This window comes from Halobacteriovorax sp. HLS (assembly GCF_004006665.1).
Taxonomy (GTDB): Bacteria; Bdellovibrionota; Bacteriovoracia; order Bacteriovoracales; family Bacteriovoracaceae; genus Halobacteriovorax.
Window position 1 is genome coordinate 409,254 of record NZ_QOCL01000001.1, and the last position, 23,557, is coordinate 432,810.

A 23,557-nucleotide genomic window follows, 5' to 3' on the forward strand; every position below is an offset into this window, starting at 1 on the left:
AAGTTTTCTTAAGGATCAAAATACTCAGGTAATGGACAAGTGGACAAAAAAAAGCCATCTCGAAAGATGGCTTTTATATAAAAAATCTGGTGGGCGTGGCAGGGATTGAACCTGCGACATCTGCCTTGTAAGGGCAGCGCTCTCCCACTGAGCTACACGCCCAGATCTGTTTTGCTGTTTGGAGCGCTAGAATATATATCCCGCTTTTTTTTGTCAAATACTTTTTTAAAGAATTTTTGATTCAATATTAACTATTTACCAAGTTCCAGTATTTTCCATACTCACAAATGGCTCCATAGGTTCAATGGCACCACCCTTTTGGAGAAGTTCTATTGATATACCATCCGGACACTTTATAAAGGCCATATAGCCGTCTCTAGGCGGTCTAAGTATAGTCACACCCTTATCCATTAAAGTCTTACAAGATTCATTGATATCATCTACTTCAAAGGCCAAATGTCCAAAGTTTCTACCACTAGAGTACTCTTCTTGCTGCTCCCAATTATGAGTCAACTCAACCTCTGGCTCCCCTGGGGACGTGGCCAAGTAGATTAAAGAAAATTTTCCTTGAGGATAATCTGAGCGACGTGTCTCAATCAAGCCTAATTTATTAACATAGAAATCTAGCGACTCATCTAGATTTTTAACTCTTATCATTGAATGCAAAAATTTCACAACGACTCCTTTTTTAGGGAGTCTAACTCATTGGTCTAAAAAATTGAAATTTATTTTACTGAACAAAAAAGAAAAGGGAGACTAATGTCTCCCTTTTCACCCCAATACCATCAAGCATAAAAATACTATCTTTTAAGCTTTATCAGTTAGCAACTTCCATTGCTCCTGTATCTGAATCAATAACTTTAAGTGGTGTTGCCACATGTTGCATGAACTGCTCTGGGTTCTGTAACTCAAGAGCATATTTAAGAACATTATCAACTTGGAAACATGGAATGATTGTTAAACCATTCTTTACTTCAGTTGGAATATCTGGAAGATCCTTTTCATTCTTAATTGGGATAATCACAGTATCTATACCAGCTTGTTTCGCAGCTAATAATTTTTCTTTAAGTCCACCAATTGGAAGCACTCTACCTCTAATTGTAACCTCACCTGTCATCGCAACAGTTTGCTTTACAGGAATTCCTGTAATCGCCGAAGTTAAAGCTGTAACCATTGTAATACCGGCAGAAGGACCATCTTTTGGAGTTGCTCCCTCTGGTACATGAACGTGAATATCATTCTTATCATACCATTCAGCATCAATACCAAGTCTAGCACTTATAGATCTTACATAGCTTAGTGCTGCTGATGCAGACTCCTGCATAACTTCACCCAACTTACCTGTAACTTTAACTTGTCCTTTTCCAGGAAGAGTTACAACTTCAATATGTAATAACTCACCACCAACCGAAGTCCAAGCTAGTCCATTCACAAGACCGATTTGAGGTTCTTGCTCAATTGCAGTTCTATCAAACCTCTTAGGACCTAAGTACTTTGTTAGTTGCTTAGGAGTAACTGAGAACTTCTTCCCTGCTTTGTGATCCTTTGCAACAACTTCAGTAGCAATTTTTCTACAAACAGTATTTAAAAGTCTTTCGAACTCTCTTACACCAGCTTCTCTTGTGTAACCTCTTACAACCTGTAAAACAGATGAGTCACTAATTGAAACTTCATAATCCTCAAGTCCATTGCTCTTAATAGCTTTTTTAAATAGGTATCTCTTACCAATTTGTAATTTTTCCTGTGGAGTATATCCAGAGACATGAATAATTTCCATTCTATCTCTTAACGGTCCAGGAATTTGTCCTAAATCATTTGCAGTCATAATAAACATGACTTTTGATAGATCGTACTCACATTCAATATAGTGATCTCCAAAGTTCTTATTTTGTTCAGGATCAAGAACCTCTAACATTGCTGCAGCAGGATCCCCTCTCATATCTGAGCTCATTTTATCAATTTCATCTAAAAGAATTACTGGGTTACTTGTTCCAGCTTTCTTAAGTCCTGAAATAATTTTCCCAGGCATAGCTCCAACGTATGTTCTTCTATGACCACGTATTTCAGACTCATCTCTTACACCACCTAATGATATTCTTACGAATTCTCTATTAAGTGATTCGGCAAGAGACTTTGCAATTGACGTTTTACCAACACCAGGAGGTCCCGCCAAACAAAGGATCGTTCCCTTTCCTTCATCTTTTACAAGAGATCTAACAGAAAGATATTCAACAATTCTTTCTTTAACATCTTTCATTCCATAGTGATGATCATCAAGAACTTCCCATGCTCTCTTTATATTATTATCGTCTGTTGAGTACTCTCCCCAAGGAAGGTTAATCATCCAGTCAATATAATTTCTAACGACTGCTGCTTCAGCAGACATTGGAGACATAGATTTTAGCTTTTGAATCTCTTTTAAAGTTTTATCTCTTGCTTCATCAGGCATGACTTTAGCAGCAAGTTTTTCTTCCATTTCATTAATGTCAGTCTTACCGTCGTCTTTTTGACCAAGCTCTTTTTGAATTGCACTCATCTGCTCATTCAAATAATATTCTTTTTGAGACTTTTCCATTTGTTGCTTAACGCGAGTTCTTATTCTTCTCTCAACATTAATAACTTCAATCTCACCTTGCATCTTCTCTAAAAGAAGATGAAGTCTATCTTCAACATTTACAGCTTCTAAAATTTCTTGCTTCTCAGGAATCTTCATACTTAGATGAGCAACAATAATGTCTGCTAATCTCGATGGATCCGTAATAGAAGAAATACTCATTAGAAGTTCTGGTGGTATTCTCTTATTGAGTTTTACATATTGTTCGAATGTACTCTTAATGCTTCTCATTGTAGCTTCAAGATTTACAGCATCAACAACATCAACTTGTGCTTTTGTAACTTCGGCCCAGTAACCTTCAGGCTTCGCTACAAACTCATTAATATTGGCACGATACTTACCTTCAATTAATACCTTTACAGTATTGTCAGGTAATCTTAGCATTTGAATAATATTTACGACTGTACCTACTTCGTAAACATCTGCTCTTTCTGGGTTTAGAACATTAGCGTCTTTTTGTGTAACCAAAAATAGCTCATTGTTGTTCTTTGCTGCTTCTTCAAGGGCTGCAATTGACTTTTCTCTTCCTACAAATAGAGGAACCACCATATGTGGAAAGATAATAACATCTCTTAGGGGAAGAAGAGGGAATCTCTTTGAAGAGTTCACAGACTTAGTATTGTCTGACATAGTACCTCCTGCACTACTGGTATTGATTGGGTAACATACACAAGGACTTCATGTCGCTAAATCGTATGTCTTGTATAAATTGTCTCATAAAAAGAGCCTCGGTCAAAAGAAAAAAGAGAGGCCTATATTTCCTATAAAAAATTCTTATCGTTTGTTATATCCCTCATATAGCTTGTTTTGAGTACTCTAAATATTTGTTTTTCATGAAAGAACTGTGTTTTCTTGTCCAAATGTTAGAAAAAGTTATTAAACTTTTAAATCAAAAAATATTAATAAAGTTAATAAATGTTAGAAGAGACTAAAAAAGAAATATTTTCCAGGTATCATTTTGTCCAAAAAAAAAGGCCCTCCGGAGAGAGGGCCTTAAACTTCAAGTATAATTTTCTAACTTCTAAAAGTTAGCAATTAATCTAGCATAACCAGCAGTTCTTTTTTGCTTAATATTTGTTCCTGCTCCAAGAACACCATTAACATAAGATTTTTTATGAGTTTTACTCATATAACCTAGAACTAACTTTAGGCTTGAATTAAACTTAGTCATAGCAAAAGCATGTGATCCTTTAGAACCTGCTCCCCCATAAAAACCTATCGCGTTTTCAGTACTATCAAGTTGAAATGCTTTGTCCCCAATATCAATATACTCATAACCTACTTTATACTTATTACCAAAGTTATAAGCAGTAGCAAGAAGTAAAACATTATCCGAACTTTCTGTTACAGATGCAGCCGTAGAAGCAGGAGTATACATTCCACCAGCGGTTGCATACGTTCCAGTTGAAGTTGTTTTAACTTTCTTCCAAGTTAGAGAAAGATCAAGACCTGTTTTCGCAATACCATTCATTTCAGCGTAAAGAACAATTGTATCAAGCTTGAATCTTAAACTTGAAACCTTTTGAGTTGTTCCAGAACAAAGACCAGTTGTAGTACTACAAACAGGCAATACACCATCAAGGAAAATATCATCAGCTTTAAGATACTGCCCAATAATATTTAGACCGTCATACGAATCAGTTGGGTTTCCTTCATAATCTGCCATGACAGACCACATATTTGAAGTATTCTTAACTTTACGACCATTAGAATCATAAGAATCGTTATCAGTCCAATCAGCTGTCTTGTCGATGAATGCTGTAGGTGTATAAATCGCTCTTAAATTAAGTGTTCCTACATCTCCAGTCTTAAGTCCATAAGTAAGCGCCATACCGTCTAACATATAAGCGTATGAAACCATTGGATAGGCTCCTGAGCGAGCAGTACCTGCAGAAAAATGATATGGAGGACCATCGACAGTTGGCATTCTACCAATTGTATAAACTAAGTTATTAGTTATTGAGTAATTAATAAACGCTCTCTCAACATATAACTTTGTTCCTGCTCTATCACGTCCACCTGAACCAGAGTCAGTCGCAATAGAAGATCCTCCTCTAGCTGCGAAATCATTCCAACTCTTAGACATAGCAAGACGTCCATAAAAGCTTAATCTGTCATTAGGTTTCGCTGACATATTTAGCTTAAAATAAGTTGCCCATAAAGTTTTATTTGTATTTTCTACTGATGTAGAGTTTTTTTCATCCACTGAAGAATAAGTATCTACTCTATTTTCTAGTTGTCCATCAAATGAGAAAATATTTAAATCTCTTGATAGTTCAAGCTCTTCAACTCTTTCTTCTAATGTTTGCGCTGATGCTCCTGTTGCAAGAGCGGCCGTAGCAAAGGCCATTGTCATTATTTTTTTCATATTAACATCCTTGTATTTTATTTTTAGTTATCCACCAATAGAAGAAGAAGCATCTTTACATGGAAGAGAGCAGTCAGATGAGATTTGAACTGTTGCCCCACTGCAAGTTTTAAGCTTGATAACATTTCCGGCCCTTCCAGGAGTAGCTAAAGCAGCTGCATCTCCATCACTTTTTCCACAATGCTGTTTAACTGCACTAATAAAATCGTCCTTTGCACCAGCAAAAACTTGAGGCTGTAGCCCTAGTCCTACTAGAAAAATTAACGAGAAAATTTTCTTCGTCATACACTCTCCTTAGTCTATGTTCGATTAATAATCATTTTTTAAACTATTATCCATAGAAATTTAAAAGGATAAATATATTTATCTAAACTAAGTTAAGAAGAATATTGGAAGATTATTCATTTTGGACTAAATCAGCACCTCTGAATATGCAAAATAGCTCGTCATAGAAGCGTTTTCGAATAATTAGCTTGGTCAAAATACTTATAACCGAGTGGGAAGATATGAATTAAAAAATTATTGTTATCTTTAGAAATGAAAACGGCCTTTATTGAATAAAGACCGCCAATTTACACTTTTAGATATCTTCAAATCTTGGATCGTCTTGTTTTGGGATATCTGAGCCTACCGCCGAAGGAGTGTGGTGAACTCCAGAGTTCGTTTCTTTTTTAACACTTTCAGCTGCTGCAACTCGTGTACTTTCATTTTTCTTTTCCTTAAAAGAAAGAACTTTTCCAGACGGTTCTGCTCTCTTAGTACTTTCTGTGTTTTTTGATTCTACTTTATTTGGCGCTTGAATTCGTTTAGTTTGTGAAATACCAGTTCCACCTATAACTTCACTTTCAAGTGTTGCTACAACATCTTTTAAGTAAAGAGACTCTTCATTCAATTGTCTTGAACAAGTTAAAGTTTGATCTGCGATCTGAGAATTCTCATGAGTTGTTTCTTGAAGCTGGTTCATTGCTTCTGCGATTTGAGAAACACCTTGCTCCTGCTCTCTTGTTGCCGTCGAGATTTCTTGTGCCATAGAGGCAACAGTTTTAACATCATTAACGATACTATTTAAGGCAGCATCACACTTTCCAGAAACTTCGATCCCTTCATCAATTTTTTCTTTCGACTTAACCATGATACGTTCAATACTTGATTGAGACTCTTTAACAATATTTTCGACAGTTGCAATACTATCACTTAAGATTTCACCAATTTCATCTGCAGCTTTCCCACTCATTTGAGCAAGATTCCCCACTTCTTCTGCAACGACAGCAAAACCTTTGCCGTGCTCACCCGCTCTAGCAGCTTCTACAGACGCGTTAAACGAAAGTAGCTTCGTTTGAAACACGATATCATTTATAACTTTTGTTTTTTCAGAGATTTCGTTAATCACTTTAACAATGTCATTAATTTTCTTATTTCCTTCAGTTGTCTGATTAAGAATCTCTTCATTAGACCCTTTAATTTCATTCATAGCACTGACTACTTGAGAAACAATATGCTTACCATCATTTGCATTATCTTCAGAAGACTTTGCAACTTCAACCGATTTTTCAGCATTTTGTGCGCTCATCTTTACCATCTGTGAAACTTCATCAAGGGTCGAAGCAGTTTCTTGAATGGCAGAAGCCTGATTTGCAGACATGTCTGAAACTTTAGTAGACATCCCTTGCAGATCTCCTACGAATTTTGCATTTCTTCCAAAACTCTCCTTCAATCCACTAACGACTTCATTTAATTTATTATATAAATTATTTGAAATAAAATATGAAATGACTAAGCATGAAATAAGCAACACGACAAATGTTGTATAAAAAGTAGTTCTTAGTTCGATAATATCACCAAAGGCAACACTTGGATTCATTCCAACAACTACAGACCACCCAATTTTCTCTAAGAATTTTTCATTATTTATTTTTCTAAAAGCATAAAGAGTTTCACTATCCTCAGAAAAGGACTTATCAACGATACTTCCATTTTTTCCACTACTTAATAACTTACTTACTTCATTTCCAGAAGAAAAAATATTTTGTTTTAATAGTTTACTATCGAAATCTCTTTGTACCCCATAAACACTATCTTTATTCTTACCTAAGTAAGCAGTAACAAGACCTGCTTTATCGAGTAGATAAATTGAAGCATCGTCCTTTCCAGACTCTTTAAGAGCATCATACAGAGAGCTTAATTCATTTTCTACCCATGAGAAATTAGTAAAAGCAGTTAAAACTCCTAGAGGGTCACCGTATTCATCCTCTAGCATAGTTGTAAAATGTGTTCCATAGCGCTTATTCCCATAGGCCTTAGTTATAATTTCATCAACAATAGGATGCCCAAGTCTTGAACCAAAAATTTTCTTTTTAAAATTCTCTGTCATTTTCCCTGACACTGCGTCTTTAAACCATTTTTCATTTGAAAAATTATGAGACTTCAAAATCTTTGTATCTATTTTCTTTCCAGCAGAATCAATCGAACTAGAAGCAATTAAATTACCTTTAAGATCAGTAACAAGAAGGACATCATTCAGTGGATAGAGTGTTATAATTTCATTAAGAATAAATTCCATTTTTTCAGGGTCTTTTGTATTCTTAATTCCATCATTTTTCCCAAATGATTGAACGTTATGATACTGAGAGTAGAAAACTTGAGAGATGGAACTTTCAAGAGCATTTGAATAGAGTGAAAAGCCAGCAATAATACTATCTCTTTGTTTACTTAGACCCTTTTCAAATTGAAAAAGTACAACTAATCCAAAAAGAAATACCATACCTGCAGAAATTAAGAGAAGTTTTGTTTTTAATCTGATTTTTTTCATATTCTCACTCGGTAAAATTTAACAATATTATAAATCTATTCGGTATAGATGATTTATATATTAGTTTTTTCCATAAAAAAGCCCCGATATAATCGGGGCGAGGTGAAAATTAATTTTATCTTTAGATTAGAAGTCTTTATGAAGCAGACTCAATATCACTCTTAGTTTTTAAAGTACTTCCAGAAGTTTCTTTCTTCTTTCTCTCTCCTTCAACAACTTTAGGTGATTCTTTACCTTCGATCGATGCTTTAGTTACAATAATTTTACATGCTTTTTCATTAGCAGGTACATCATACATAACATCTAACATCGTTTGCTCTAGAATTGCTCTAAGGCCTCTAGCTCCAGTTCTCTTTTTCATTGCTATAGCAGCAACTTCTTTAAGAGCATCTTCTTCAAACTCTACTTCAATTCCGTCGTACTCAAATAATCTTTGGTATTGTTTTGTAATTGCATTCTTTGGTTCAGTAAGAATCTGAACAAGTGCTTGTTCATCCAATTCTTGTAAAAGTGCATTAACTGGAAGACGTCCAATAAATTCAGGAATTAATCCAAATTTTGATAAATCTTCAACTTCAATACCACCAAGTTTTTCAACAACTGACTGTTCAACACCTTCAGACTTTTTAACTAGTCCCATTGGTCTCTTAGTCATTCTTTTTTCAATAATTTTATCAAGCCCAACAAAAGCTCCGGCCACAATAAAGAGAATATTCTTAGTATCGACTTGAATAAACTCTTGTTGCGGATGCTTTCTTCCTCCCTTTGGAGGTACAGCAGCGACAGTCCCTTCTATTAGCTTTAGAAGTGCTTGCTGAACACCTTCTCCAGATACATCTCTAGTAATTGAAGGGTTCTCACTCTTTCTTGCAATCTTATCGATCTCATCAATATAAACGATCCCTCTTTGGGCTCTTTCAACATCGTAGTCACAAGATTGAAGTAGGTTGAGAATTATATTCTCAACATCTTCCCCTACGTAACCAGCTTCAGTTAGTGAAGTCGCATCAGCAATTGCAAAAGGAACATTTAAGTACTTCGCAAGGGACTGAGCAATCAATGTTTTCCCTGAACCTGTTGGACCAGCAAGAAGAATATTTGATTTCGCTAATTCGATATCATCCTTTCTTCCTTTGGCCGCTTGCCCATGAGAAACTCTCTTGTAATGGTTATGAACAGCAACAGAGATAATTTTCTTAGCTCTATCTTGTCCAATTACATAATTATCAAGATGTGCCTTAATCTCATGTGGTTTAGGAACATTATCAAGTGATGCTTTACTTGTTGATTTCATCGAATCTTCGAAAATAATGTCATTACAAAGTTCAATACATTCATCACAAATATAAACACTAGGTCCAGCAATTAACTTCTTTACTTCCTTTTGTGATTTTCCACAAAAGTTACAATGAAGAGTGCTGTTGTAGCTTCCTTTTTCTTTAGTCATCTTAGTGTTCCTTTATCTATTTCTTTTTTTCAATAATTTGATCAATAATTCCAAGCTCAATTGCTTCTTTAGGAGATAGGTAATTATCTCTATCTGTTTCAGCAACAATTTTATCCATCGTCATCTCTTTAGAAGAGTGATTAATATAGATACCATTTAATTGATCTTTAAGATCTTGGATTTCTTTTGCTTGAATCTGAATGTCTGAGCATTGCCCTTGAGCACCACCAAGAGGTTGGTGAATCATAATTCTAGAATGAGGCATAGAGTATCTGTGCCCTTCTGCTCCAGCAGTAAGAAGTAAAGATCCCATAGATGCAGCAAGACCAACACAGTAAGTATGAACAGGGCAAGAGATGTATTGCATAACATCGTAAATACCAAGGCCAGCATAAACTGATCCACCTGGACTATTAATATAGAAATGAATCGGCGCTTCAGGATCGTCTGTTTCCAAAAATAACATTTGCGCCATAATTAAGTTCGCAACTGTATCATTAACCTGCGTTCCAAGAAAAACGATTCTATCCAGTAGGAGTCTAGAATAAATGTCATATTGTCTCTCTCCCCTGGCCGTTTGTTCGATAACAATTGGATTTGGGATGTGCATTTTCGGATTCGTCATGGTTTTATTACCCTTTGTTGATTAAATAAATGATCGTATTCTTTGATACTTGTCGGCCAAAACAACAAATACTTTAATGTATAAGAGTAATCTTTGTTAAAGAAATCCACAATAGGAAAGAGTTGTAACACCCTGTTATTTCAAGGTAAACTACTCGGCCATTAGACAAAATTGTCATTGTATTTTATTGCAATAGCCCATTATGACTTTGTTTAAGTAAAATCTCATTTTATAGCTTGCCTAGTCTTGAATTTAGAAAGAATTGATCATAAAGTTTTTAAAATAATTTTTTTGAACACTTAAAGGAGATCATTATGACTACTGAAACTGTATATCCAACAACTCTTGTTGGTAAAAGTGCACCAGAATTTAAAGGTAATGCCGTTGTTAACGGAGAAATCAAAGAAATCGCTCTTTCTGATTACAAAGGAAAGTGGAAAGTTCTTTTCTTTTACCCACTAGATTTTACTTTTGTTTGCCCTACTGAGATTACTGCATTCTCTGACAAGATTAAAATGTTCAAAGACATGAACTGTGAAGTAATTGGTTGTTCAGTAGATTCTGAATTCTCTCACCTTGCTTGGACACAACAACCAAGAAACAAAGGTGGACTTGGAGAAATTGCTTACCCACTACTTGCTGACCTTACTAAAGAAGTAGCTAGAAGCTACGGTGTTCTTATGGATGATGCTGTTGCATTTAGAGGGACTTTTATCATTGACGATAATAATATTGTTCAACAATGTTCAATCAACAACCTATCTGTTGGTAGAAATGTTGAAGAAATTGCAAGACTTGTTGAAGGTTACCAGTATACAGCTAAGCATGGAGAAGTTTGTCCAGCTGGTTGGAACAAGGGTGCTGACACTATGAAGCCAGATCCAACTGGTTCTCAAGAGTACTTTAACAAATTATAATCAATTGATTTAAATTCAAATGTACGAAGGCCGCAATAATTTTATTGCGGCCTTTTTAGTAAAGGATTATCAAAGTGGAACAAATTATAGAATATATTCAACTCAATGTTGCCATTGCACCATACCTTATATTCGGTCTTCTCTTCTTAGCTGGATTCAATATTCCCGTATCAGAAGACTTGATGCTTTTTGTTTCTGCAATCCTTGCAGCCCAAAATCCAGAATATGCTACAGCACTTTTTATAGCCGTATTTGCAGGGGCCTATATAAGCGACCTTATCTGCTACGGCCTTATGGGAAGATATCTTGGTACTAAGATTTTTAAAATTAAATTTCTCTCCTCTATCGCTTCGCCAGAAAAAATTGAGAAAATAACAAATTTTTACGAGAAATACGGAATACTCACTCTTCTTTTTGGCCGCTTTATTCCTTTCGGTGTTCGAAACGCATTGTTTTTAAGCGCTGGATTAGGAAAAATGAATGCATGGAAGTTTGCCATTAGTGACTTCATTGCTTGTTCTATCTCCTGTGTGACTTTCTTTTCTCTTTACTATCATTACGGAAAAACAGTTATTGAATATGTTAAAAAAGGTAATATAATCCTGTTTTCAATAGCCATTATTGTTGCTCTCATATTATTTTTAAGAAAAAAGAACTCTAAATCATTGAAAGTATAAGATATTCACAAAACTTGTGTAAATTATATAGTCGCTACGCGTACTTCTTGAAGAGATATAAATATTTTGGGATAAGTGCTTCACAGAAATTGTGAAGATCAAAAAGTATCTTCACAGCTATCTAAATAAAGGGATAAATGTGAAAAATGTGCTGAACCTTAATAATTATACTGAACTTAAAGAAGAAAAATCTTTAATGAAATACTTAAAAGTTTTGAACTTTCATGACCTAATGGTTGAGGCAGAAGAGGCCTTAAAAGAACTTAATAATGGCAAACTAAATAAAGAAGTCTCTTTAAGATCTAAAACAATTATTAAAGAATTCACTAATAGGTTAAAAGGTGACTCTGATGTTTTTTCTAATGGATTAACTGTCATTAATGAGAACTTAGAAAAGAATTTTGGAAAGATAAAAGATATACTTTAAAATTTGATCAATAGATCAAATCCCTCTTTTTTGTGTAAAGAAAAGGCCACTCGAATGAGTGGCCTTTTTATATCTAAGTTTTAAATAAAAATTAGAATTTTAAAACAGTTCCTACTGAGAAGATTGTAGCGTCATTGTTTTTAACATTTGTAACAGCTACGTGTGCAGGATCTTTATGCTCAAGTGAAGTAAAGATTGCGTTCATAGAAACATTCTTATTAAACATATGATCATATCCTACAGAGATCTGAGTATCTTCAACTTTTGTAGTTGTACCACCAGTAACTTTTGTTTCATTTTCTAGCTTGTAGTAACCAAGGCTTGCTGTGTGAGCACCATGATTATACTTAAGACCAGCAGTCATTCTACCTTTTTCTACATCAGTAGTTGCATTTGTCTTCTTGTTTTCTTCTTGAGACCAACCTAGAAGAACAGTGAAACCATTCATTGAATACTTACCACCAAAAAGTAGGTTTGAATTATCACCTGTAGCAGACTTTGCCCAAGTAACCATACCTGCGTGAAGACCAAGCTTCCCCATTCCTAAATCTTTATCAAAAGAAAGTAGGTGCTCAAAGTAAGTTGGTTGTCCACCAGCATCTGTTGATGTGTTAGATCTGTCATCATTCTTATCAACAGAAATAGTATATTTCGCTCCACCAAATGAAGGAGTCGAATATTTAACTAGATCTTTTCTAGATCTATATAGGAAACCAACACCTGAAGCAGCATTTTGAACGTAAGCAGCATAATCAGCACCTACACCAGAAGCAACTGTTCCATTGAATGTATCAATTCCAAGAACAGCTAAAGCTGTTGCAGTATAATCTTGACCTACAGTAACTGTACCGTAAGCTGTTTCAAAATCAACTTTTGCAAGACGAACTCTGATTCTACCAGAAGTACCTGTACCGTCATTTGCAGCTGTTGAGTTAAATCCCATCTCTAAAGCATAATTAGCTTTCCAAGTTCCCATATCGTAAGAACCTTTAGCACCTAATCTTGATTCAGAGTTATCAACATCTACTAAACCTGGAGTAGACTTTCTGTTGTAAACATCTTCTTGAGAAACGTGAAGGTAAGACTTGTTAAGTTTACCGTAAACCGTTGGCATTTTCATTTCTGCTTGAGCAACAGGAGCTGCAAATACAGCTACAGAAGCTAGTGCTAATAATTTTTTCATTTATCCTTCCTTGTTAGTAATGAAACAAATTTATAATATTAATTTATACTAAATTCTAAAACTAAACTAATGAAGAAGCAAAGCTATATATTGATTAATTTAATAAAATTTAGATAATCTAAAGAAAGCAGACTATAGCGATTCAAGCGATTGATAATCGTGAAGAACTTTTTGACGTAATAGTGAAAGTTTCTGATCTGGATCATATCCTAACAAAGAAGATACATAACGCAGATGCTTCTTTTTTTGCTCAGAGTTCCCATGAGATTCAAATAAGTTTAAAAGATAAATAGTATTCTTAGCAAAGATTGACACATATTTCTTTATTGTTTCAATCGCTTCATCATTTAAATGAACAAACTCACAGCCAATTCGAGTTACAAATATTTGATCCACAGCACTGAGACCTTCAAATTGTCTCACTGTTCTAGCTTTGACTCTAATATTTTTTGTCTTCAACTCATCTATACCAATTTCAGCTATTCTCTCCGCACTGAGTGAGGAAAATTCAGGAAACTGAGGAATAGATAAAAGTAAAGGAATAGCATTAACCTCAGGAACACTTGGCAGGTTTTCTAGAAGAACTCCACCTTCAGAAATATTAAGACAATAGGCCTTAAAAACATAACGATCGCTCTGATAAAGAGCGATCGTTGTTAAAGGTGATCTTAAATGTTTTCTTTTAAATAAGGCCTCTGACATTTTTTATAACAGCTTACTGGCCGCTTCAGAGAGTGCCGATCTCTCACCCACTTTTAAACTAGTGTGAGCGACGATATCTTCTGTTTTTAAACGATCTACACAATAAGTTAGACCATTATTTATTTCATCTAAATAAGGACTATCAATCTGTTGAGGATCGCCAGTTAAAATAACTTTAGTCCCCTCTCCTGCTCTTGTAATGATTGTCTTAACTTCATGAGGAGAAAGGTTCTGTGCTTCATCTACAATTAAGTACTGCGCCGGAATTGAACGTCCTCTGATATAAGTTAGAGGTTCTACATGTAGAAGTCCGTGCTCTATAAGGTCATCATAAGAAGATCCGCCCCCTCTATTTTGATTAAATAGAAAGTCCATATTATCAAAGATTGGCTGCATCCAAGGAGCAAGCTTTTCATTCACGTCACCAGGTAAGAAACCAAGGTCTTTTCCCATCGGTTGAACAGGTCTTGAAACTAGTAGTCGCGTGTACTTTTCTTGATTGATAGTCATTTCTAAACCAGCAGCAATTGCTAGAAGAGTCTTTCCCGTTCCGGCCTTACCAACTAAAGTAACAAGCTTAACCTCATCATTTAGTAATGCATCTAGAGCAAATTGTTGCTCCATATTTTTAGGATAAATTCCCCATATCCCTTCACGCATTGGAATTAATGGAACTATCCCCTTTTTAGCAAGAGAATATCTTCCGAGGGCCCTTTTTCTATCATTTCCTTTAGCTTGAATAACAATATATTCATTTGGATAAATATCCATTTCCTCAGCATCTTCAAAAGGAAGATGACGATTCTTTTCAAAGTTTGCTAAGGCCGTCTCATCCATTTCTAAAACTCTATGACCATGATAAATCTCATCTAATGAAATATTCTTTTTTCCATAGTCTTCAGAGTTCAACCCAAAGATATCTGCCTTTAATCTTAAGTTAATATCTTTAGTTATTAAGTAAACATCATCCCCTTCTTCCTTAAGACTTAAAGCAGAAGAAAGAATAAGATTATCATTGATAGTTAAATCAATTGTATCTTCATATTGATTCTTAACTTTCTTATCGACAGAGATCATCAGAGTTCCGCCATTAGAAAGTTCTACACCTTTAGATAGTGGTCCTTTTTGACGAAGATCATCTACAAGTCGAGAAAAGTGTCTCGCATTACGTCCATTCTCATTCTGATCTTTCTTAAAGCGATCAACTTCTTCAACAACAACAAGAGGAATAAAGACAAGATGATCTTTAAACTGAAAAATTGAAGTTGGATCAAATAGAATAACATTTGTGTCTAGGACAAAAGTTTTTTTCAAAAGGAACCTCCAAAAAGAGTATTATTTCTCTTCTTAATATAGATATAAGTTTTAGTTATAAGGAAATTGGTTGATACGATAGGCTGAGAAATATTCTAATCCTTGATTATTTCTATTATTGTTTATTGTAGAGAAAAGAATAAGAAGATGCAAAAAAATTATAGATCTATATCAACATCAAGAAGATTTAATTGAATAACGGCCCTTTTTGATTCAAATTCTTTGAAATCTACACCTGCCTCAGCACTATAGAAGCCTGCAAGAATCTTAAAAGGCCAGAGCCTAAGTTCTGCTCCATAACTAATAAATCCCTCAGAATAGCCACCTAATAAGGAAATGAACGGCAATTCAATTTCTAGGCCCGTTCTAAAGCGTCTAGCAAAAGGCATATAGATATTTAAAGGAGCAAGATCAAAGGATAGTGAGTAAGCAAATGGACCTAAAGACTGCTTCCAATTACCACCTGCATTAACATACATTTCTTGCTCAGGAATCACCGCATTGCCAGACACTCTTCTAAAGTTAGTGCCACCCACATCTAAAATACTAACGCCCCATGAAAATTCACTCATGCCTGTATTAAAGGCCTGTTCAAAGCCCAAATCAACACCCCAGGCCTTTCCTTTTGACCAACCAATAGAATTACGTAAATCATCAATCGAGCTTGTATTACTTGTAATCTTTGCAAGAAGGTCAGTTCCAAATAAATCAAACTCACCGTCTATCCCTTCTCTTTGACTATGTTTAATAGAAATACCAACGGAAGTTCTATTTCCCATTTGCTTTTTCCCTCCACTTCCAAAGTTTAAAGCAAATCCAGCGACAAAACCTCTATCCACTCTATAATCGAGGTCAATTATTGGGTGAGTTGCATTTTGAAGAAGAAAACTAGTTCTCGTTTGAGCAAATAAATTAAACCCGAAAGTGGCCATTTTAAGCCCAGGAAAAACCCCTGCTTGTAAGTAAACAGGAAAACCAAGTAATCTATCTGCAATAGCAGCAGGATCGCTCGAAGGAAAATCTTTAAACCTATCAACTTCATCTAGCGCATTGGTAATTCCAAATTGAGGGTTAAGTGGAGTTATTTCTATTCCACCATTTCTTCCTAGTGCTGCAGGATTATAGAAGAGAGTATATTCATCATCTGCTCTTGCAGTATAGGCATCCCCTAAAACTAAAGCTTTCGGTGAGCGACCAATATGTATAATCTCTTTTGAAAAGAGATTAAATGGGAAAGTAAATAGTAAAACTAAGAAAAGTTTTTTCAATTGTTACCTGTGTAAAGTTTCAAAAATACCTGCATAGAAATACATTATGTCTTCGTCATTTCCTGCAAATAAATTTTCACATCTAGCCTGGCTAGTTGTATCAAAAAGCCGTGTATCAAAAGTTGGTTTAGCAACGAGTATGGCGGCTTTTAACAACTCTATCGCCGTCCCCAATAGTTTAAAATCACTAAATTCATCACTCGTTGCCGAGTTTATAAAGCTATCTAAAGTATCAATAAAGTTATTGAATAAGATGATTCCATGACAAGCATTTTGAAGGTTGACTAGATCAGCTCCTGCAACTAAATCTGTATGGCCACTATTGGAGCCCGGAGCACATGTCCCCGTTGTACCAATTGAAGTTAAAAAAGCATCAACGCTAGCATTGTAATCTAAATAGCAAGGGTTCCCTTGTCCCCCTCCCCCTTTAGCACCAGTTAAAGCACTAGCGTTACCATAGAAGTAATTAAATTTTCCAAGCTGGGCCATACTTAGATAAAAGCCAAAAGAATTAATATCTTTTCCCTTATCTCCAAATGCAGCCAAACGTAAATCAGATGTTGGATTAAGGGTTAAGCTAAGGCCACCAGCATAGAGAATGATATCTAATGCAGCTTGAAGATTTGTGAAATTAACATTATCAACGGCATCATTAGGACTAGTAGTAAAAGTACTAAACTCTCTAAAGAGTAAATTGACATCAGAGATTTTTGCTAAGTCTGTTCCAAAGAGCACAGTAGTACTATAGCCAGACTTACAAGCATATGCAGAAGCAAGTGTTTTTAAATAACTATCGTTATGATTTTGACGACCTTCTAATTCTAGTATCGAGATTGCTTCTTGGCACTGACCACGAGTCAATGCTAGGTTTGCTCTAAGAATTGCATTTTCAACTTTTTCATCTTTTTTTCCACAAGAGGAAAGAAGAAGAACAAAGAGAACAGATATAATTATTTTATTCATGAGTATTCCAATCAGGTTTTTGACCTGAAATTATACTCATTATCCCCTATTAGAGACTATTGAAGCTAGAGAGAAAAAAGCTCTATGATTTCATGAATTCAACAATTTTACCTATTGCTTCGGCAAAGAAGTCCTTAGTTGGCACTAAGGAAATTCTAGCAGAATTAGGGATTCCAAAGTCACCTCCAGGAACAATAGCTACGCCATGCTTTTCAAGTAAGTCACTGCATATCTGAGTGGAGTAATCGGTCTTGTCATCAGGACTAGTTAGATACTTATCCATAATTGGAGCACCTGAAAAATCTACTAAAAAGTAAAAAGCTGATTTAGTCTGGTACCAACACTGCGCAAGTTTATTCTCTCTAAATTTGTCCTGAACAGTACGTGAATTTTCTCTCAAGTGGGCCTTGATTGGTTCAAGATAATCTCCAATAAGATTAAAGTTGTACCCTTCTAAAGCTTTTTGAATCAGGCTATTTGCACCTGATGTAGTCTGTCCTTGTAATCTAGACATAGCAGAAATAAGGTCATTAGGAGCAATACAAAAACCTATCCTTAGCCCTGTTAAGGCCATATTCTTAGACACACCATCAATGATAATAGTCCTCTCAATAAGCTCTTTTTCATACTGATAAAAGTAGGTTGGTTTAGGATCGAAGTAGCTAAGCTCATAGTAAATTTCGTCACTAATAATAATAATGTCTGGGTATTTGAGCATTAGACTAGCAAAGTCTCGCATCCATTTTTCACTATAGTGAACTCCTGAAGGATTGTTAGGACTGTTGATAATAATTGCTTTAGTATTCTTATTAATTGCGCTTTCAATATCTTCTAAAGATGGATGGAATTCGTCATAAATATTAGAAGCAACCGTTACGGGCTTTCCATCATAGAAACTAACCATCTCAGGATAAGAGACCCAGTAGGGAGCAGGAATAATCACTTCATCATCTTTATCAATTATTGAAGCAAAAACATTCGCTAGACTATGCTTACCACCATTACTCACAAGAACACTATGTGTATCAGAGGCTTTAACATCTCTAGACTCTTCAAAATAAGTAAGGACCTTCTCTCTCAAAGTCTTAAAACCTGCAACAGGAGAATATTGAAAACTATTTAGAAAAACTAATTCTGTCCTAAGTGCTTCAGTAAATTCATGTCCTGGTCTAAAAGGTAGTTGTCCAGCTGTAAGATTCCACACCTGTTTTCCCTCTTTTTCCATTGCAACTGCTTGTGCATTAAGCTTCAAAGTTATACTTTCAGAAATAGTCGAAACTCTTTTACTTATTTTCATTAAAATCCTTAATTATTTAAAAGCCATTTATAGATTGTTTCTGGTAAGAAGCTCTTAACATTACCCTTATGATTATAGACTTCTTTAACTAGAGAGGAAGAAACAAAGTAATTTTGTCCCTCGGTCATTAGAAAAATAGTTTCAATTTCGGGGTAAAGTTTTTTGTTCATTGAGGCCATCTGGAACTCAAACTCAAAATCCCCCGTAGGTCTCAATCCTCTAATGATTGTATCAATTCCATTATTTTTAGCGTAATCGACAAGTAGCCCACCCCAAGAATCAACTTTAACTTTCTTTTCAGATTTGAAGTGTTCACTGATCATTTCAAGTCTTTGTTCAATTGTAAAAAGTGGTTTCTTAGTCGGAGATATTGCGAGTAAAACAGTTACCTCATCAAATAGCGCGAGAGATCTTTTTAAGATATCATCGTGCCCTGTAGTAAATGGATCGAATGTTCCTGCGTAAACTGCTTTTCTAGTCATTGAATACTCCGTAATTGAATTTATCAATATAAAGAATATTCTATAGATAAAATGAATAATTGCCTAGCCATGTAAGAGAATAAAACTTGTTCCTTGAGAATAAATCTTTCTTGCATCAATCATCTCTTCTAATACTTTTTTCTTTATTCCTTTTTGCTCATCAGATTCAATCCAAATCTCTCCAGAAAAATTAGCATTCTTTAAAAGTTTAATCGATTCTTCATAGATATTATGTATTTCATATGGTGGATCTATAAAAATAATAACCGACTCTTTTTCCTCTGCAGAGTAATTAGAGTAGCTCACTAGAAATGATTCAAGCCATTTTAATCCACAACTCTTTACAAGATTAATTTCACCAAGAGAGTCTGAGCTTCTTTTTGATTTGTTACAATTGTCCTTAAGCAGACCAAATACCTTGCTATTTTTCTCAACAATTGTCGCGCTTTCAGCTCCTCTAGATAAGGCCTCCAATGCAATTGCACCTGATCCACCACATATATCAACAAAGTGAAAACCACTCATATCTTGGCGAGCATCAAAGATTTTTCTTCTTAACATTACTGAAGTTGGGCGAATAAGATCACCCTTAGGAACTAAAAGGGTTTGACCTTTAATCAAACCCCCTAATATTTTTATAGACATATTTTTGTTTTAACCGGTTTTATGCGGCCTTCTTTTTAGACTCTTGTGATGATGTGGTCAATGGAATATTAAAATTAACACCACCTTCCATTGTCACTGTACAACCATTTGACTCTGTTATCTTAATTTCAACACCACCCATTTCGACAACAAGACCTGAATCTCCATCGACTTTTAGAGTTGCAGTTTCAGAACCAATTTTAAAATTAAGATTTAAATCCATTGAACCTGTCGCAGAAAAGTCCATATTTGCGCCAGATGACGCTACTTTATTTTCCGAAACTGGTAGCGACACAACATTTGAAACTTCATCAATAGATTCAGTTTCTACAGTTTCAGATACCACTTCTAGCGACTCTGTAACTTCTGGCTGCTCTACTTCAGCTTGCGGTGCTTCATTAACTTCTTGGGCAACAACTTCTTCCTGCATCGCTTCAACCTCAGAGACTTCTTCGCTTGCAGCAGTTGTCATTTCACCAGCAATTGACTCAACTTCTTTATCAATTTCATTTTGTAGTGAACTTGTAGGAGCTTCACTTAGGGCCAAATCTTCTGGAGACTTATCACCTTCGTCAACAAACTCTTTTTCAAGACTTTCAATTTCATTCATTATATCTTCTAGCTCTGTGTCATTAAAGCTTTGTTCTATAGTATCTGTCATTGCTTCTTCTAGTTTATTTTCGTCCATGTTTAGTCTCCTACTGGCCCCATATATAACGCGGCTATATATTTACCTCCAGCTTATCGCCCCCAAATGTAAGAAACTTTAACATTTTCAAAAAAAGGCAATAAATACCTATAGTTACCTACTAAAATGATCAATTAGCTGCTATAAAAACCGTCAAATAATGTGACAATTTAATAGTTTTAAGGTAGAAAGCTCTACCCACAATTTTAATGAGAAACAATTAAAAATATGCACTACAAAAGAGCAAAAAATATTCGGTGTAAAAGTTGAATCAAGAACAGTTTAAAGCATTGTCTTGGCTTAATTCATCCCCACTTAATAAAGGTTTAACTTCAAACCAAGAGGACTCCCTGCAAGGAAGTCTCGACCTTGAATTGCCTTTTCAAGAAAAAGAAGCCAAGCCTTCATTTACACCGCAAAACTTTCTCGTCCCAGGTTGGAAGGGTGAAGGGCTACTTTCTAGGCCTGCACTAATTATCAAAAAGTCTCATAAAGAACTTATTGAAGACGCAAAAAATCAATTTAGCGATATTATTAATAGAAATAGCTCTTACCAGCAGTCTGTATTTAATGAATTCCAGAATTTTCTAGAATATAAGAAAGTTAAGAATCATTTCCTAGATAGCTCTTCAAAATTTTGTAAATATATTTCTGCCCAGATTAACGAAGATATCGATGTAAAAAACTTTATCGAAGTCTACGCCTTTAGATCAGTTTCAATTTACATTTATAAAGCTAAGTTTCTTCTCACTCTTGCTAAGAAATTAGAAATCAGTTTAGAGAAAATAGACCTTCATAATCCTAACTCCTTTTTAAGTAGAATATTTAAAACTGGTTCTAGCACAGCTTTAAACTGTGAATCTTTTAAAATTAATCAGTATAGCTGGTATAGGCCTTCATCATCTACTAGAGATAGTGTTATTGACTTAAAGAATAACCTTCTTTCTGTCTCTACAACTGAAATGATTAAGATTGCGACTTATGACTTGAATGAGCTTGAGTATTCTCATTCTTATTCTCATAAAGCATTTGGTTTATTCGTGAACAATTTAATTATTCACTTCCCTAAATGGATTGAAAATGAAAAGGACACACCGACTACTTCATTTGAGAAGCTATTTAATAAAAAAGCAAATTCGAGACTAGAAACACTACTTACGAAATTTGAAGGAAATCACCTTTCTTCATTAGGGCTATCCCACTGGATGGCCCAAGAAAATAATGTTGTAGGTAGTTGGGATCAGGTTATATGTCCTGACTTTAACGGGTGTGAGTTTTCACATGGAATGTTTACTAGAATTTGCCAAGAAATACACTTCTTATCTTTTTTAGTTAATCTCGCCTCATACCAAGGCCATGAAGTTCTGACTCTTATTTGTAGTGTTATGAATGATAAGAAAAAGAAGTCAGCAACAGCAGAAGATGGACAGATGTCATTTCTTGGAGGAGAGCTAAAAGACTCTCCACAGGTATTTGATCGAATTGTACTTAATCTAACAACATTACCAAAGAAGAACCCTCACCATTACTTCCTTGCTCAGGTTAACAATCAACTTGCAGAGTTAAGTAAAGATGGCTATCTCTATGTTTTTTCTAATCAAAAACTATTTGTTCCGTCTCATAGTGAAAAGGTTGAACAATTATTGAAGAGCTACAAAGTTGAAGCAATCTTTAACTTTGACCAACTCCAGGGACGTGGAGAAATCTCTAACTACCTATATGTTTTAAGAAAAAGAAGAGTTTCACAAGAGCAGCTCTTCTTAGACCCTATTAAATCTTCTGAAAAAGAATCATGCCTCAGCTTCAGATGGAGTGGACATCTAGAAATTTTCAAACAATTTGGCTCACTTGTTGATGAATTTGAAACCTTTATGGCAACTAGATCTCATAACTCCACTCCTGTATTTCAGGCCGAGCCAGATGAGCATACTTCTTTTGAGTTTCATCAGGATGCCATTTTAGATGGTCTGCTACTTAGTTCAACTTCTAATGATACAAGTAATATTACTCACCCTAGCTTTTTTAAGAATTTAACAAAGTCCTGTGTTCCTTTTGATAACTTCTTTCAAATTGAAACACTTTCAAGTGACTACAATTCTTCAAAATCTAGCTCCCTGACTTCAGACATGCTAGGAATCTCGGTTAGAAATGAAGATAGATTTCCGCTTCTCCTCATTGTTAACTACACAAACTCTTCTGATATTAAGCTCGAGCTTACAACTTCAGATGTTTACCAGGCCAAGTTAGAGCAATACGGAATGGCATACTTCCAATATTTTGGAATCATTCCAAAAAGAAGCGATATCAATCTAAATGTTTTTAGAGAGTATTTTAATACTCAATTTGGAAAGCAAATTATTCAACTTTCTTTAAATGGCGGACATACAAAAATTAAATCGAAGCTTAGATCACTACTAATCCCAAGCTTCTTTTTAGAAACGAACCAGATTCCAGAAAATATAATTACATCTTTTGGTCTTTTTAATTTAAATTCATCAGAAATTTTGAATTCTCACCCAGAAGATCTCAGCAGTAAATTTGATAAGATTCTTCCGTTCCTTAGTTCTGTTGAAAAAAGATTTCCTTGGCACACGATGGGAATGCTTTCTCATTTTAAATTAAACCTACAAAATTCTCTTGATAAGCTTGAACAAACGCCTAGTGATTTATTTAAGAATCCATTTATTATTGATCAGCTTATAAAGACTCCTTCGGTTTCAATTTACCCAAGGTCTAATGATATTTTTATAAATACTCCACTCTCAAACACTAGTGATATTCATAAACCTCTGACGGCGATTGAATCTCACTTTGATGGAGAAAACTCTTATGTAAAGCTGCTCTCTAATGAAAATACCATTATTGAGCTCTACACTGACCAGTTGGTTGCCCAATTTGCAAAGTTTATTCTAGACTCGGCAATAGGCATGCCAATTTCCTCAATACTGCAAAACCTAAAGATACCTTCGGCTGCAGACCTTAAAAGTATTGTCTCAAACCACTCTGAGCTAAAAGAATCGATATCTAATATCGAGTCTATTTGTAATGCCAAAATACAAACAATTTTAACAAGCAAGATAAATTCATAGAATCCTTTTAAACTTTTCGAAATTGATTATAATGAAATTAAC

20 protein-coding genes and 1 tRNA gene are annotated in these 23,557 nt (G+C 35.0%); 4 read left to right on the forward strand and 17 right to left on the reverse strand.

The window, feature by feature from the left end:
• Positions 1-87 precede the first annotated feature (87 nt).
• The 8 genes from DPQ89_RS02030 to DPQ89_RS02065 all read right to left on the reverse strand — a co-directional run bounded on the left by DPQ89_RS02030 (position 88) and on the right by DPQ89_RS02065 (position 9,863).
• Positions 88-162 (reverse strand) — tRNA-Val (locus DPQ89_RS02030).
• Positions 163-255: 93 nt separating this feature from the next.
• Positions 256-675: a VOC family protein gene (locus tag DPQ89_RS02035; protein ID WP_127714655.1), complete on the reverse strand. Its 420-nt coding sequence runs from the start codon at positions 673-675 to the stop codon at positions 256-258.
• Between the two features lie 142 nt (positions 676-817).
• Positions 818-3,244, reverse strand: coding sequence for an endopeptidase La (lon, locus tag DPQ89_RS02040; RefSeq protein WP_127714657.1), 2,427 nt, complete (start codon positions 3,242-3,244; stop codon positions 818-820).
• Positions 3,245-3,635: 391 nt separating this feature from the next.
• Positions 3,636-4,982, reverse strand: coding sequence for a DUF3373 family protein (locus tag DPQ89_RS02045; protein ID WP_127714659.1), 1,347 nt, complete (start codon positions 4,980-4,982; stop codon positions 3,636-3,638).
• Between the two features lie 27 nt (positions 4,983-5,009).
• Positions 5,010-5,267, reverse strand: a complete 258-nt coding sequence (locus tag DPQ89_RS02050) for a hypothetical protein (RefSeq protein ID WP_127714661.1) — start codon at positions 5,265-5,267, stop codon at positions 5,010-5,012.
• Between the two features lie 295 nt (positions 5,268-5,562).
• The gene (locus DPQ89_RS02055) at positions 5,563-7,791 is read right to left on the reverse strand and encodes a methyl-accepting chemotaxis protein (RefSeq protein ID WP_127714663.1); all 2,229 of its coding nucleotides are present in this window, start codon (positions 7,789-7,791) and stop codon (positions 5,563-5,565) included.
• 136 nt (positions 7,792-7,927) lie between these two features.
• Positions 7,928-9,238 carry an ATP-dependent Clp protease ATP-binding subunit ClpX gene (gene clpX / locus DPQ89_RS02060; protein ID WP_127714665.1) on the reverse strand — a complete coding sequence of 437 codons (1,311 nt, stop codon included), beginning with the start codon at positions 9,236-9,238 and terminating at the stop codon, positions 7,928-7,930.
• Between the two features lie 16 nt (positions 9,239-9,254).
• Positions 9,255-9,863 (reverse strand): ATP-dependent Clp protease proteolytic subunit, encoded by a 609-nt coding sequence (locus tag DPQ89_RS02065; RefSeq protein WP_127714668.1) that lies wholly within the window; start codon positions 9,861-9,863, stop codon positions 9,255-9,257.
• Positions 9,864-10,177: 314 nt separating this feature from the next.
• On the opposite strand from DPQ89_RS02065, the gene DPQ89_RS02070 reads away from it, so the two are divergent.
• The 3 genes from DPQ89_RS02070 (at position 10,178) to DPQ89_RS02080 (ending at position 11,884) form a co-directional block, all read left to right on the forward strand.
• Positions 10,178-10,780, forward strand: coding sequence for a peroxiredoxin (locus tag DPQ89_RS02070; RefSeq protein WP_127714670.1), 603 nt, complete (start codon positions 10,178-10,180; stop codon positions 10,778-10,780).
• Positions 10,781-10,854: 74 nt separating this feature from the next.
• Complete coding sequence (locus DPQ89_RS02075) at positions 10,855-11,457, forward strand: DedA family protein (protein WP_127714672.1); 603 nt, start codon at positions 10,855-10,857, stop codon at positions 11,455-11,457.
• Between the two features lie 139 nt (positions 11,458-11,596).
• Positions 11,597-11,884, forward strand: a complete 288-nt coding sequence (locus DPQ89_RS02080) for a hypothetical protein (RefSeq protein WP_127714674.1) — start codon at positions 11,597-11,599, stop codon at positions 11,882-11,884.
• A 91-nt stretch (positions 11,885-11,975) separates the two neighbouring features.
• Here the strand turns inward: DPQ89_RS02080 and DPQ89_RS02085 are convergent, their stop codons facing one another.
• The 9 genes from DPQ89_RS02085 to DPQ89_RS02125 all read right to left on the reverse strand — a co-directional run bounded on the left by DPQ89_RS02085 (position 11,976) and on the right by DPQ89_RS02125 (position 20,426).
• On the reverse strand, positions 11,976-13,067 hold the full coding sequence (locus DPQ89_RS02085) for a porin (protein ID WP_127714676.1): 1,092 nt from the start codon (positions 13,065-13,067) through the stop codon (positions 11,976-11,978).
• Positions 13,068-13,199: 132 nt separating this feature from the next.
• On the reverse strand, positions 13,200-13,769 hold the full coding sequence (locus DPQ89_RS02090) for a PilZ domain-containing protein (protein ID WP_127714677.1): 570 nt from the start codon (positions 13,767-13,769) through the stop codon (positions 13,200-13,202).
• A 3-nt stretch (positions 13,770-13,772) separates the two neighbouring features.
• Positions 13,773-15,083, reverse strand: a complete 1,311-nt coding sequence (locus tag DPQ89_RS02095; RefSeq protein ID WP_127714679.1) for a PhoH family protein — start codon at positions 15,081-15,083, stop codon at positions 13,773-13,775.
• 158 nt (positions 15,084-15,241) lie between these two features.
• A complete protein-coding gene (locus tag DPQ89_RS02100) occupies positions 15,242-16,351 on the reverse strand; it encodes a hypothetical protein (protein WP_127714681.1) in 1,110 nt (369 codons plus the stop codon).
• 3 nt (positions 16,352-16,354) lie between these two features.
• A complete protein-coding gene (locus tag DPQ89_RS02105; RefSeq protein WP_127714683.1) occupies positions 16,355-17,314 on the reverse strand; it encodes a hypothetical protein in 960 nt (319 codons plus the stop codon).
• 82 nt (positions 17,315-17,396) lie between these two features.
• Positions 17,397-18,611 carry an aminotransferase class I/II-fold pyridoxal phosphate-dependent enzyme gene (locus tag DPQ89_RS02110; RefSeq protein WP_127714685.1) on the reverse strand — a complete coding sequence of 405 codons (1,215 nt, stop codon included), beginning with the start codon at positions 18,609-18,611 and terminating at the stop codon, positions 17,397-17,399.
• Between the two features lie 8 nt (positions 18,612-18,619).
• Positions 18,620-19,093 carry a pantetheine-phosphate adenylyltransferase gene (coaD, locus tag DPQ89_RS02115; RefSeq protein WP_127714687.1) on the reverse strand — a complete coding sequence of 158 codons (474 nt, stop codon included), beginning with the start codon at positions 19,091-19,093 and terminating at the stop codon, positions 18,620-18,622.
• Positions 19,094-19,156: 63 nt separating this feature from the next.
• Complete coding sequence (locus tag DPQ89_RS02120; RefSeq protein WP_127714689.1) at positions 19,157-19,738, reverse strand: RsmD family RNA methyltransferase; 582 nt, start codon at positions 19,736-19,738, stop codon at positions 19,157-19,159.
• A gap of 19 nt (positions 19,739-19,757) precedes the next feature.
• Positions 19,758-20,426 (reverse strand): hypothetical protein, encoded by a 669-nt coding sequence (locus DPQ89_RS02125; RefSeq protein WP_127714691.1) that lies wholly within the window; start codon positions 20,424-20,426, stop codon positions 19,758-19,760.
• Between the two features lie 266 nt (positions 20,427-20,692).
• Here DPQ89_RS02125 and DPQ89_RS02130 point away from each other — a divergent pair, with 266 nt between their 5' ends.
• Positions 20,693-23,515 carry a hypothetical protein gene (locus tag DPQ89_RS02130; RefSeq protein ID WP_127714693.1) on the forward strand — a complete coding sequence of 941 codons (2,823 nt, stop codon included), beginning with the start codon at positions 20,693-20,695 and terminating at the stop codon, positions 23,513-23,515.
• The last annotated feature ends 42 nt before the right edge of the window (positions 23,516-23,557 follow it).

Bases quoted from the DNA above. Each gene is read 5' to 3' on its own strand.
- lon (WP_127714657.1), bottom strand. From the start codon at position 3,244: ATGTCAGACAATACTAAGTCTGTGAACTCTTCAAAGAGATTCCCTCTT.
- DPQ89_RS02045 (WP_127714659.1), bottom strand. From the start codon at position 4,982: ATGAAAAAAATAATGACAATGGCCTTTGCTACGGCCGCTCTTGCAACA.
- DPQ89_RS02050 (WP_127714661.1), bottom strand. From the start codon at position 5,267: ATGACGAAGAAAATTTTCTCGTTAATTTTTCTAGTAGGACTAGGGCTA.
- DPQ89_RS02055 (WP_127714663.1), bottom strand. From the start codon at position 7,791: ATGAAAAAAATCAGATTAAAAACAAAACTTCTCTTAATTTCTGCAGGT.
- clpX (WP_127714665.1), bottom strand. From the start codon at position 9,238: ATGACTAAAGAAAAAGGAAGCTACAACAGCACTCTTCATTGTAACTTT.
- DPQ89_RS02065 (WP_127714668.1), bottom strand. From the start codon at position 9,863: ATGACGAATCCGAAAATGCACATCCCAAATCCAATTGTTATCGAACAA.
- DPQ89_RS02070 (WP_127714670.1), top strand. From the start codon at position 10,178: ATGACTACTGAAACTGTATATCCAACAACTCTTGTTGGTAAAAGTGCA.
- DPQ89_RS02085 (WP_127714676.1), bottom strand. From the start codon at position 13,067: ATGAAAAAATTATTAGCACTAGCTTCTGTAGCTGTATTTGCAGCTCCT.
- DPQ89_RS02090 (WP_127714677.1), bottom strand. From the start codon at position 13,769: ATGTCAGAGGCCTTATTTAAAAGAAAACATTTAAGATCACCTTTAACA.
- DPQ89_RS02105 (WP_127714683.1), bottom strand. From the start codon at position 17,314: ATGAATAAAATAATTATATCTGTTCTCTTTGTTCTTCTTCTTTCCTCT.
- DPQ89_RS02110 (WP_127714685.1), bottom strand. From the start codon at position 18,611: ATGAAAATAAGTAAAAGAGTTTCGACTATTTCTGAAAGTATAACTTTG.
- coaD (WP_127714687.1), bottom strand. From the start codon at position 19,093: ATGACTAGAAAAGCAGTTTACGCAGGAACATTCGATCCATTTACTACA.
- DPQ89_RS02120 (WP_127714689.1), bottom strand. From the start codon at position 19,738: ATGTCTATAAAAATATTAGGGGGTTTGATTAAAGGTCAAACCCTTTTA.
- DPQ89_RS02125 (WP_127714691.1), bottom strand. From the start codon at position 20,426: ATGGACGAAAATAAACTAGAAGAAGCAATGACAGATACTATAGAACAA.